Genomic DNA, 12,410 nt, shown 5'->3' on the forward strand with positions numbered 1-12,410 from the left:
GTTTTTGTGCGTGTTTTGTCTTGGAGTGCGCAAAATTTGGAAGATATCTTTTTTTTCGCGTAATTCGGGTCTGAATAATTGAAAAAGTATGGTAAGAAAATTTTTCTCTTTTGTCTTTTTTTGTCTGTTTTTTGTGGCAAGTGTATACGGACAAAAAAGGCGTGATTTCGTTCAATTTATCAATGGTCAACACGCATGGGTAGATTCCGTATTTCAGAAGCTAACACCTAAAGAACGTATTGCGCAACTTTTTTTAGTTCGTGCTCATACCAATTTAGGACAACGGTATATCGATTCGGTCGCTCAGGTTATTCAAAAAGAGCAATTGGGTGGTTTGGTTGTATTCCAGGGAGGGCCTGTGCGGCACGCCCGGATGCTTAATCAATATCAAAAATTAGCAAAGGTTCCTTTGCTGGTGACGTTTGATGGGGAGTGGGGACTTGGTATGCGGCTTCCCGATTCTACCGTGTCTTTTCCGTATCAGATGACTTTAGGTGCTATACAAAACGAAAAGCTTATTTACGAGATGGGACGACAGGTAGCACGAGATTTTCAGCGTATCGGTATGCATTTTAATTTTGCTCCAGTGGTTGATATCAACAATAATCCTAAAAACCCAGTTATTAACTTCCGATCTTTTGGGGATAATAAACACAACGTTGCACAAAAAGCGAAAGCATATATGGACGGTATGGTGGACGGAGGAATCATTGCTTCTCTAAAGCATTTTCCAGGTCATGGCGATACGGATGTAGATTCCCATTACGATCTTCCGCAATTGAAATTCTCAAAAGAGCGGTTAGATTGTTTGGAGATTTTTCCATTTCGCGAACTGATCCGACAGGGGGCGCCTGCGGTAATGGTGGCTCACATGAATATTCCTTCGTTAGATGCGAAACCTAATATACCCTCTTCTATTTCGCGAAAGGTGGTAACAGATATTTTGCGTAAAGAATTGGGATTTAACGGGCTAACAGTGACCGATGCGATGGATATGAAAGGAGTAAAGAAGTTTTTTCCCAATGGAGAGGCGGATGTGATGGCGATTGAAGCCGGACACGACTTGTTGGAAATCTCTGAAAATAGTGCGCGTGCTATTGGCTTGGTCGAAAATGCCGTGAAAAGCGGACGTATAAAACAGTCAGAATTGGATCAGCGCATAAAACGTGTACTCGCTGCTAAATATTGGTTGGGATTAAATCAATATCGACCGGTTAATACGATCAATCTGGTAAATGATTTAAATACACCTGCGTCAAAATCATTAGTACAGCGATTGGCAGATGCAGCTGTTACGGTACTGAAATCGGATCGACGTATTCGATCTTTTGATAAAAAGATCGAGACAGCCATAGTATCTATAGGCGTGAATCATCCACAAGACTTTGAAAAAGGCTTGGCTGTACAGCTGTCCGATAAAAAGGAGTTTTTTATTACAGGAAAGGAAACGACAGAGGAGATGAAAGATTTGTTGAAAGAAGTCCGTCGAAGCCCACAGATCATTTTAGCAATACATGATAACCGCGCGCGTCCGGGAAGTGAGATTAAGGTAAACGAGCAGGTGCGGGAATTCATCGATCGGTTGGCAGGTAGAAGAACTATTACCGTGCTGTTTACGAATCCCTATGTAATGGATAATTTGCCTATTGAGCGGAGTAACAGTATAATCCTCGCCTATCAAAATGACCATTTTATGCAAAAGGCTGCGTTGAAAGTTCTTTTAGGGCAAACGAAAGCACAGGGTAAATTGCCGGTAACTGTCAATAGGCGTTTTGCTTATGGTGATGGGATGTAGACCAATAGATTCATTTGGGATATTGCTATTTAAAGGATAGCTTTTCGAGGCTTAAATTTTGGCAATGGTTAAAGAACAAATTTCCATTTTTGATATGTTTAAGATTGGCATTGGGCCGTCAAGTTCGCATACCCTTGGTCCTTGGCGTGCAGCGCAACGCTTTATAGAAACATTGAAAAATAAGAAGATACTGCAACGGGTAGAGGGAATCCATATTTTGTTGTATGGATCTTTAGCAAAAACCGGTCGGGGACACGGTACGGATATCGCGGTGCTATTAGGACTTAGTGGTGATGATCCGGTTACGTTCGACGTGCATCAGGTAATGCCGAAAGTGCAGGAAATCAAATCGTCTGGCAAACTGGATTTGGGAGGAGAGTACCGTATCAATTTTTCTTATGCTACGAACTTGTTGTTTCTTTTTACGAAAAGTTTGCCCTTCCATCCCAATGCTGTGACCTTTCAGGCGTTGTTAGCCGACGGTAAGGCTGTGTCTGAAACTTATTATTCCATTGGAGGAGGATTTGTCGTCCAAGAAGATGATACTGCTGGTGTTTTGCAGGAAGTTGATTTGGTATTTCCTGTGGATACAGCTCAAGAGCTTATAATGTGGTGCATGCGGACAGGCTTGAAAATTTCCGAGTTAGTGATGGAGAATGAGTTGGCATGGCGATCCGAAGAAGAAACCAAAAAGGGCATCATGGAGATTTTTCATGCGATTAAGGACTGTATATATAAAGGTTGTCATACTACCGGTGTGCTTCCTGGAGGATTGCATGTAGAGCGCCGCGCCTCCAAGATGAATGAGCGCTTGTTGAAAAAAAGGGGATACCGAGATTACGAATCATGGGTACATGCCATACGTGAGGGAGGAAAAGATTTTGGTTATATTCTGGATTGGGTGAGTTGCTTTGCTCTCGCTGTCAATGAGGAAAATGCTTCTTTTGGACGAGTGGTCACAGCGCCTACCAACGGTGCATCTGGTGTTATTCCTGCAGTGTTACAGTATTACATTACCTTTCACGATGCCTATAAAGAAGAGAAAATTATACAGTTTATGGCTACCGCATCTGAAATAGGTTCTATCTTCAAGAAAGGTGCTACCATTTCTGCAGCAATGGGTGGCTGCCAAGCGGAGATTGGTGTGTCTTCTGCCATGGCAGCAGGCGCATTGGCGGAATGTTTGGGAGGGTCGCAACGTCAAGTTTTGATGGCGGCAGAAATTGCGATGGAGCACCATTTGGGATTGACTTGTGATCCTATTGGTGGTTTAGTACAAGTGCCATGCATAGAGAGAAATACAATGGGGGCTGTCAAAGCTATTACAGCTGCTCAATTGGCGTTGAATTCGAACCCTGATAAAGCGAAGGTTAGTCTTGATGCGGTAGTCAGTACGATGTGGGAGACGGCACAGGACATGAATGTGAAATATAAAGAAACCGCGGACGGTGGATTAGCAATTAAAGTACCACTGAGCTTGCCCGAGTGTTAGTCAATATTTTTATCTTTGCCCATGTATGAAATATTGTGCTTTAGCTTCGGGAAGTAATGGTAATTGCTATTACGTCGCCAATGCAGAAGATGCTGTCTTGATTGATGTTGGTATTAATGCGAAGCATCTGGAATTGCGTATGGCAAATTTAGGTATTGCTCCTGCAACCATTAAAGCAATATTTATAACACATGAGCATACGGACCATATTCGTGGACTGGCTGTTTTTTGCAAGCGTTATCAAATTCCGGTCTATATGACTTCCGGTTCATATCGCGGGGCTAGATTGTTGTTGCCGGAAAATTTAACACATATTATTCGTCGGGATCAGCGCGTAGAGATTGGTAGCTTGACTGTGTGTGGGGTTCCCAAATATCATGATGCGCAGGAGCCTTGTAGCTTTTTGATTTCCAATGGGAAAATCAACATAGGTGTGCTTACTGATATTGGACGTATTTGTGATAATGTGAAACATGTAATTCAACAGGCTGATGTTCTTTTGCTGGAGACAAACTACGATGAGGAATTGCTGCATAGCGGAAATTATCCTTTCTTTTTGAAAAGCAGAATACAAAACGGTTGGGGACATCTCTCTAACCATATCGCATTGGAAACCTTTTTAGCGTACAGAACATCCCGTCTTCGACATTTAATATTGGGCCATCTTTCGGGACAGAATAATAACGTAGAATTGGTGCACAGAACCTTTGCACCTCATTGTGGGCAAATTAAGTTATCTATTGCTACACGTCATCAAGAAACGGAGTTGTTTGATAGCGAGATTTTGCTACCATCATTGACAAGGGGAATTGCTATTCGGCACGTTTCTTATCAAACTACCTTTGTTTTTCCTGAACAATAAAAAAAGGTTTTCAAACGGGGAGAATGAAAACCTTTAGCTAACCAATTATAAACCTAAATTATGATAGTGCAAATATAAAGGTTTTTTCTTTATTTTTCTAAACAGACTTGGGTTTATCACATATTTTTTACAAAAACGAAGTATTATAATCATTATTCGATGATTCGGCATACTTCTTGAATATAGAAGACCGCTGCTGTTAAATAATTTTGAGCGTCATTAGCGGAGGTGACATATAATTTTAAAAAGATGAACAAATTGATAAATAAATATAATCGTGTGCCATTTGCAACGCGTACATTTTGGCTTGTAGTCTTATTTGTGTTTATCCTGATAGTCGAGTTGTTGACTCTCCATAAGCTGAGTTAATTCTACTGTAGGTTTCTCAGGCGAACGGGTTTTAGGACGGATATGTATTGAAAATGCTACGATTACCGTGGTTGTCGACATAGATGAAAATGATGGGTTTCGTTCTGAAGGACATAGTATAACCGTATTAAAAAATTCTATCAAAATAATAAGAACTAGACTATCCAAGGATGGATTTGAATGTACTGAAGAAGAAGTTGCGAAAGGATAATCCGCGCTGGGTTATTTTGTTGATTGACATTATTATTGTATTTGGATGCTATGTAGCATTCAATTTTCTATTAAATAGCTTTTTAGGTGAATTCGATATAGAATTGATGTTTAAACAAAGCATAGTAATCTTATCGGTTTATCTGATTTCTTTTCTTTCCATGAAGACCTACCGCGAGATTGTGCGGCATACAGGTCTTAGTGAGGCCATACGTATTTTCAAAACTGTTTGGTTGGCCTGTATGATACTTTTTCTGATTACGTTATTGGTCAGATCTACTACCTTGAAGGATTCAATATGGGGGGAATACCTTCGCTTGTCCTATGCTGTGGTCTTTTCACATGGTTTTTTTACGATGGTGATGTTGGTTGCGGCAAGAGTTGTTTATAGACAGATTTATGAGCTTCTTTTTTTTACGAAAAGAAAAAGTAGACACGTATTGATATTTGGTGCATCGCGGCCGGGTTTGGTAGCTTATGCAATGCTGCAAGACGATATACGGTCGAAAAATAAGGTCATTGCGTTTGTGGAAGATAAACCTAATAGGGTGGGGAAAAACTCAAGGGGGATACGGATTTTGCATATTACGGATATCGATCAAAATTTTGTCCGGAAAAACGATATTGATGAAGTTATTATTGCTGTGGAAAATGATAATCCAGAGCGCCTTTCCCGTGTAACTGACCATTTCCATAACTTAAATATCGATCTTAAAATTATGCAACCTGGTCGGTCCTTGTTAAGTGGAGGCGGTAAACGACAAATTCGTCAATTACGGATTGAAGATCTTTTAGGGAGAAAGCCCATTAAATTAGATAATCCTGTTGTAGAAAAGGAATTGAGAGGGCGAACAATATTAATAACAGGTGCTGCAGGCTCGATTGGAAGCGAACTTGCGCGACAGATTGCTGTTCTACCTTACAGAAAGATTGTCTTACTGGATCAGGCCGAATCCGCACTATACGATGTGCAACAAACTATTCACACTTCTAATCCTAATGAGGCATATTTTATTGTGGGGGATGTACGTGATAAAATCTTTATGCGGCGTATATTTGAGGTTCATCGTCCTGATGTAGTTTTTCATGCAGCAGCATATAAACATGTGCCGTTAATGGAGGCTAATCCTTACGAAGCTATTTGGACGAATGTATATGGCAGCCGCATTCTGGCAGATTTATCGATGGAGTATAACGTGTATAAGTTTGTGATGATATCAACGGATAAAGCTGTCAATCCTACAAATGTTATGGGAGCGACAAAACGCGCTGCGGAAATATATGTCAACTCTTGCAATGAGCAGAGTGATACTAATTTTATTATTACGCGCTTTGGAAACGTATTGGGATCTAATGGTTCTGTCATTCCTCTTTTTGAAAAGCAAATAGCAAAAGGTGGGCCGCTAACGTTGACCCATCAGGAAATTACACGTTTCTTTATGACTATTCCGGAGGCCTGTCAGCTTGTTTTGGAAGCTGGAACTATGGGGAAAGGAGGCGAGATTTTTGTTTTTGATATGGGAAAATCGGTCAAAATTATGGATTTGGCCAAGCGCATGATCAAATTAAAAGGGTACCGTTATCCACAAGATATCGATATTAAGATTGTAGGATTGCGTCCCGGTGAAAAAATATACGAGGAGCTTTTGGCAAATAATGAAGATACACTCAAGACGCACCATCCAAAAATTATGATAGCGAAAGTTTGCACAGCCGATTTGCTAATGAAAAGAAAGCAGATTAATCTGTTATGTGAATTGGTGGAACGTAATGATGATTCGACAGAATATGCCGATTTCGAGTCGGTTCGTCAATTAAAAGCTATTGTTCCCGAGTTTCTTTCTCAAAATTCTGTTTTTGATCAGCTGGATAAATAGATGTCTGCTGACGAAACGATGTCTCTCTGGCCAACGGACCGTTTGTCGAGTTTGAACGGTAGCATTACGACGAGCGTGAGGTTTTCTATTCTTTGATGTCGTTTCGTATAAAAAAAGTCGGGATCAATAAGTTATGCGCAATTGATTTTGTCAAACTACGCGAAAAAAGTTGTGCAAAAAAACTCTTACGGTTATAAGCCACTAACAATAAATCTACCTGCGTCTTTTCGATCATCCAATCGATACATTTTGGAATAGGCATATTATAATCTAATCGATAAACTGCGTTTTTTTCACAGTAGTCAATGTTTTTTATAGGAAACCGTTGCACGATTTGCTCTTTCCAGAATTCGACGTCTGTTAGGGCAGGAGATTCTTCTTTTTCTGTAACATGCAATAACACTAAATCCAATGTTGCTTGTATCCGTGCGGTAAACGAGCGAAGAAGCTGAGCTTCGCTTTCTTTAAAATTTGTTAATAGGCCGATTTTTGCCAATTTGAAATGTTGATAGTTTTCCGGAACTGCTAAAACACCAATAGGACTCTTTTTGATTAGCTCAAATGTATTACTACCAATAGTTGCGCTTTTAATGTGGCTGGCTCCCTTTGTTCCCATAATCAAAAAATTATATTGGTCTGTTTGTAAGAGATCCAATACTGTTTTGCTTAGGTCGCCTAGCATACAGGCTGAGGTAAACACAATATCTGGAAATTGTACACGTAGGTCTGCTTCTAATTTTTTCATGTTTTGAGTAGCGGTTTCCGACATAGAGGTACGTACTTCTTCCGTAAATTTGATGCCTGCCCGTGCGTTACTAAACTCATGATAGGTGTGGAGAAGATGTATTTGCCAATTGTGCTTTGCAGCATAATGAGCCGCATATATAACTGCAGTCCGTGCGTTATCAGAAAAGTCGGTGGGGACAAGAATTGCGTTCTTCATATAAAAATGAGCGTAATATGTTGTTCTTATGTAATATGGTATTTATCAAACCTAAATAAATTCTTTTTTATATGCAATATAAATGCGCCCGCATTTAAAAGAATTTATTTTTGCTCTCTTAACCGTTAAAAGATGTTAAATAAGGGTTTTGGAAAAATAAAATGAGTTGTTAGGCGTTTTAAAGATAACAATAGAGTAATTTTTTTCATAATTTAGGTTAATTAATAATTGGTTAGTAGAAAAATCCTGGAGTTCCCCGCTTCAGGATTTTTTATGAATATATTTGTTCTTATTTACAATTAGAATTTTTTGTGTAATATTATATAATTCAAGAAAGTTTCATTTTTGTAACTTTGTGCATGATATATCCCAGAACATAAATAATGGATCATGTTATTAACTATCTTTCGGAAGTAAATCCTGTATTAGCTGCATTGTATGCGTCCACTTTCACATGGCTGGTTACGGCTTTGGGGGCAGCATTTGTTTTTTTCTTTAAGACGATGAATCGTAATTTTCTCGATGCAATGCTGGGCTTTACAGGGGGTGTGATGGTAGCGGCGAGTATATGGAGTCTATTAATTCCTGCTATAGATATGAGTGAGGGAGAGGGGTTTATGCAAGTCTTTCCCGCTGTCGTAGGTTTTTTAATGGGTACGGGATTCCTTTTTGCACTCGATAAACTATTACCGCATTTCCATGTTAATTTTAAGCAAGTTGAAGGTGTGAAATCACCGTGGCAGAAAACGACATTACTAGTGTTGGCCATAACATTACATAACATTCCGGAGGGACTTGCTGTAGGTGTATTGTTTGGAGCAGTTGCAGCAGGTGTTCCTGAAGCAAGTATTGGTGGCGCTGTTGCTTTAGCTGTAGGAATCGGTCTGCAGAATTTTCCCGAAGGCATTGCTGTTGCTATGCCCTTACGCCGTATGGGAATTTCGCGACGAAAGAGCTTTTATTATGGACAGCTTTCAGCTGTGGTAGAACCGCTAGCTGCCGTTTTGGGTGCTTTTGCAGTAGCATTCTTTACGCCATTATTGCCATATGCTTTGGCTTTTGCTGCCGGCGCTATGATGTTTGTTGTGGTGGAGGAGGTAATTCCTGAAGCTCAACAGAATAAGGATTCGGATTGGGCAACTTTGGGTTTTATTGGAGGGTTTATTTTGATGATGTCATTGGATGTCGTATTGGGTTAGGCTAATGAATAGGGGTGTAAGTGATAGGTATGAATGAGGAAACTGATGCATTATTTAAAGCGATAAAATGTTGTAGGGTCTGTGAATCAGAATTGCTAGCTGGGGCCAATCCGGTGTTGACAATTGATGATCGCTCGAAAATTTTGATTGTGGGACAGGCTCCAAGTACGAAAGTCCATTTGTCGGGCATTCCTTGGGATGATCAAAGCGGAAAAGAACTTAGAAGATGGTTAGATGTTACTGAAGAAACGTTCTATGATCCTAAAAATTTTGCTATTGTGCCTATGGGGTTTTGTTATCCAGGAAAGGGCAAAAATGGAGATTTACCCCCTCGTATAGAATGTGCAACGCTATGGCACGAACGTGTACTAGCACAATTGCAAAATGTTAAATTAACCCTGTTAATAGGTCAATATGCACAATCATATTATCTTGGGGAAGAAAAATATAAGACGTTGACAGAAACTGTACGAAATTATCAACGTTATTTGCCAACGTATTTTCCACTGCCGCACCCATCACCGAGAAATTTTATTTGGATGTTAAAGAATCGATGGTTTAAAGACGAGACGGTGCCCGTGTTAAGAGAGTGGATTGATTTCGTATTACATAAGACATAAAAAGAAGCCCCAGAGTCGGGCGACTTCAGGGCTTCCAAACCAATTATTAACCTAAATTATGAACCAATGTTATATCAAACATTGTGCCAGAAAATGACCCTCATTTTTTAAGTTAGTATTCTGTTCAAAAATATCTAACATTTAAGATTAAAGTTCTTTATTAAGGATAAAATACTAACTTCGTCATATCATCAGATGAATTTATGGTATTAATAAAAAAACATCCCTAGCAGAAGAAGTATCAGATTTGATCCGAGGAAAAATCAAATCACATGTATATGAATTAGCATCCAAATTGCCTACGGAACCAGAATTAATGAAAGCGCTTGGGGTAGGGCGCTCCAGTATCCGTGAAGCAATTCGTATCTTGGTTAACGATGGGTATCTTCGCGTACAGCAGGGAGTCGGAACATTTGTAATCAGTTCGGAAGGTAATGAATCATTGGTTGCAACGTTTGAGCGAGGACAGTTTTCAGAGTTGTTAGAAGTGCGGCGACTATTAGAAATTCGGATAGCAGAAAAAGTTGCGGTAAATCGAACGGAAGAAAACTTAAAGACTATTAGACAAGCACTAGATATTCGAAAAAGAATGGCGACCGAAGGCGATATCAATGCATGTATAAATGCAGATATCGCTTTTCATCAAGCATTAGCTGATGCTTGCGGTAATAGTATCCTCACTGAACTTTATAGAGCTTCATCTAAGTATGTGTGTAATGCGTTTGGTCAAATTTATACCTCGACAAAAGTTTTTGCCGAAACCCAGGACGCTCACGAGCGACTTTATCTTGCGGTAAAAGAAAAAGATGCTGTACAGAGTCGTTTGCTATTAATTGGTATCATCGAAACCGTATAATAAATATATCACCTTAGTTTAAAAAAACACTGACTTTTTTTAGAAATCAATACATTCATGAAAACAACAATAAATCCATCTGCAAATTCGGTGGTTAAAGGAACGGTGTATAGTATTTTGTTCGCAATAAGCTTTGGACATTTTATTAATGATCTATTGCAAGCAGTCATACCATCAATTTATCCAATGTTAAAAGAAGATTTTAGTTTAAATTTCACACAGATAGGTCTTATTACTTTGGCTTTTCAGCTGTCCGCTTCTATATTGCAGCCGTTTGTAGGGCGTTATACAGATAAAAGACCGAATCCAGGGTCACTTGCTATTGGTATGGGGTTTACGTTGATTGGATTGGTGTCATTATCTATAGCTTGGAACTTTTTGTTTGTTCTTTTTTCCGTTTGTTTGGTTGGGATTGGCTCATCCGTTTTTCATCCAGAAGCCTCTCGCGTTGCCCAGCTTGCTTCGGGAGGTAAGAAGGGACTTGCACAATCCATTTTTCAGGTAGGTGGAAATGCAGGTAGTGCGGTAGGACCATTAATGGCTGCGTTCATTGTTATACCTCACGGACAAAGTAATATTCAGTGGTTCTGTTTAATTGCTCTTGTTGGGATGTTACTTCTATCCTTGGTAGGGAAATGGTACAAAGGAAATATGCAAGAGAAGGAACTGCAAAAAAGCGATTCCCCAAGGATAGATGAGCATAATTCTATATATGTGTTGAGTTCTAGAAAGGTAATAACTTCTATTGTCATTTTGCTTGTTCTGATTTTTTCTAAGTATATCTATATGACGTCTATGACTAGCTATTTTACCTTTTATTTGATAGATAAATTTGGTCTAAGTGTTCAAGAATCACAATTTTATTTGTTCGCATTTCTTGCAGCAGTCGCGATTGGAACGATACTTGGCGGTCCACTAGGCGATCGTTATGGGCGTAAAATAATTATCTGGATTTCTATTTTGGGTGCGGCTCCGTTTACCCTAATATTACCTCATGTTGGTTTGACGCTTACAGTTCTCTTAGCTATAGTTATTGGTGTGATTATCTCTTCTGCATTTTCTGCTATCTTGGTGTATGCTACCGATTTGGTTCCTGGGAAGGTGGGTATGATTGCAGGACTGTTTTTTGGATTTGCCTTTGGAATCGCAGGGTTGGGGTCAGCCTTTTTAGGCTGGCTTGCTGACTATACAAGTATTGAGTATGTGTTTCGAATTTGCGCTTATCTCCCGTTGATTGGTGTTGTGACCTGGTTTCTGCCAAACGTTAAGAGTACGCGACATCGGTAGTTGCCGCCTTATTGACGTTTTGATTCTACACGGACTCTCTTGGGTTTTTCTGATTTCTGAAAAAGTTTTGCAAAATTATCCTTCAGATTTGCAGTTTGTTGTGGTTCAGTTTTGGAAAAAGGTATAGATGTATTTGGAGGGTAAAGTTAAAGTTTCTACCTTTGCCCCACTCCGCGAGGGAGGGTGTCCTGGTGACAGGATATATTGAAAGGGGATAGGTAAAGAAAAGAAAATATTTTTTTTGTTATTTCGAAAAATATCCCTACCTTTGCAGTCCCTTCGGGAACGAGGGGTTAAAAAAAGAGATAATTTATACGGCCTTGAGCTGTATCGATATAGTGCCAAAGCGCGACGCGGCGGCGAGAGGAGTTCTTTAAGATATATGATCATGTAGCGCAGCAGGAGCCCTTTGGAGGGGCGAGAGCTGTAATAGAATTACAATTTTTTCGGTCCGGGCCGTACAGTACAATTACTGACGAACCGGTCAGATTTAAGATGACCGGGGTCAATTTACATTTTTACAATGGAGAGTTTGATCCTGGCTCAGGATGAACGCTAGCGGCAGGCCTAATACATGCAAGTCGGACGGGATTGCGGTGTAGCTTGCTATACTGCATGAGAGTGGCGCACGGGTGCGTAACGCGTGAGCAACCTGCCCATGTCAGGGGGATAGCCCGTTGAAAGACGGATTAAGACCGCATGACACATAAGTACCGCATGGTGTTTATGTCAAATATTTATAGGACATGGATGGGCTCGCGTGGCATTAGCTGGTTGGTAAGGTAACGGCTTACCAAGGCTATGATGCCTAGGGGCTCTGAGAGGAGTGACCCCCACACTGGTACTGAGACACGGACCAGACTCCTACGGGAGGCAGCAGTAGGGAATATTGGTCAATGG

The 12,410-nt window shown here is 40.1% G+C and carries 9 protein-coding genes and 1 rRNA gene; 9 read left to right on the forward strand and 1 reads right to left on the reverse strand.

The features are described from left to right. The first annotated feature begins 88 nt into the window (after positions 1–88). From H8B06_RS04235 to H8B06_RS04250, 4 genes are all read left to right on the forward strand, one after another. Positions 89–1,795, forward strand: a complete 1,707-nt coding sequence (locus tag H8B06_RS04235; RefSeq protein WP_190993044.1) for a glycoside hydrolase family 3 protein — start codon at positions 89–91, stop codon at positions 1,793–1,795. Between the two features lie 64 nt (positions 1,796–1,859). After that, positions 1,860–3,287, forward strand: a complete 1,428-nt coding sequence (locus tag H8B06_RS04240; RefSeq protein ID WP_190993045.1) for an L-serine ammonia-lyase — start codon at positions 1,860–1,862, stop codon at positions 3,285–3,287. Positions 3,288–3,312: 25 nt separating this feature from the next. Then, entirely contained in the window at positions 3,313–4,149 is an 837-nt protein-coding gene (locus H8B06_RS04245) for an MBL fold metallo-hydrolase (protein ID WP_190993046.1), read from the forward strand. Between the two features lie 539 nt (positions 4,150–4,688). Further along, entirely contained in the window at positions 4,689–6,605 is a 1,917-nt protein-coding gene (locus H8B06_RS04250) for a polysaccharide biosynthesis protein (RefSeq protein ID WP_190993047.1), read from the forward strand. A gap of 85 nt (positions 6,606–6,690) precedes the next feature. On the opposite strand, the gene H8B06_RS04255 is transcribed toward H8B06_RS04250, so the two are convergent. Then, positions 6,691–7,548: a universal stress protein gene (locus H8B06_RS04255; RefSeq protein WP_190993048.1), complete on the reverse strand. Its 858-nt coding sequence runs from the start codon at positions 7,546–7,548 to the stop codon at positions 6,691–6,693. Positions 7,549–7,931: 383 nt separating this feature from the next. Here H8B06_RS04255 and H8B06_RS04260 point away from each other — a divergent pair, with 383 nt between their 5' ends. The 5 genes from H8B06_RS04260 to H8B06_RS04280 form a co-directional block, all read left to right on the forward strand. Continuing rightward, complete coding sequence (locus tag H8B06_RS04260; protein WP_206365268.1) at positions 7,932–8,747, forward strand: ZIP family metal transporter; 816 nt, start codon at positions 7,932–7,934, stop codon at positions 8,745–8,747. A gap of 29 nt (positions 8,748–8,776) precedes the next feature. Further along, positions 8,777–9,367: a uracil-DNA glycosylase family protein gene (locus H8B06_RS04265; RefSeq protein ID WP_190993049.1), complete on the forward strand. Its 591-nt coding sequence runs from the start codon at positions 8,777–8,779 to the stop codon at positions 9,365–9,367. A 208-nt stretch (positions 9,368–9,575) separates the two neighbouring features. Then, complete coding sequence (locus tag H8B06_RS20885; RefSeq protein ID WP_317170849.1) at positions 9,576–10,223, forward strand: FadR/GntR family transcriptional regulator; 648 nt, start codon at positions 9,576–9,578, stop codon at positions 10,221–10,223. 57 nt (positions 10,224–10,280) lie between these two features. After that, positions 10,281–11,510, forward strand: coding sequence for an MFS transporter (locus tag H8B06_RS04275; protein ID WP_190993051.1), 1,230 nt, complete (start codon positions 10,281–10,283; stop codon positions 11,508–11,510). A gap of 520 nt (positions 11,511–12,030) precedes the next feature. Beyond that, positions 12,031–12,410: ribosomal RNA gene (locus H8B06_RS04280) — 16S ribosomal RNA — on the forward strand; the annotation flags it as partial.

It is taken from the genome of Sphingobacterium micropteri (assembly GCF_014692515.1).
Taxonomy (GTDB): domain Bacteria; phylum Bacteroidota; class Bacteroidia; order Sphingobacteriales; family Sphingobacteriaceae; genus Sphingobacterium; species Sphingobacterium micropteri.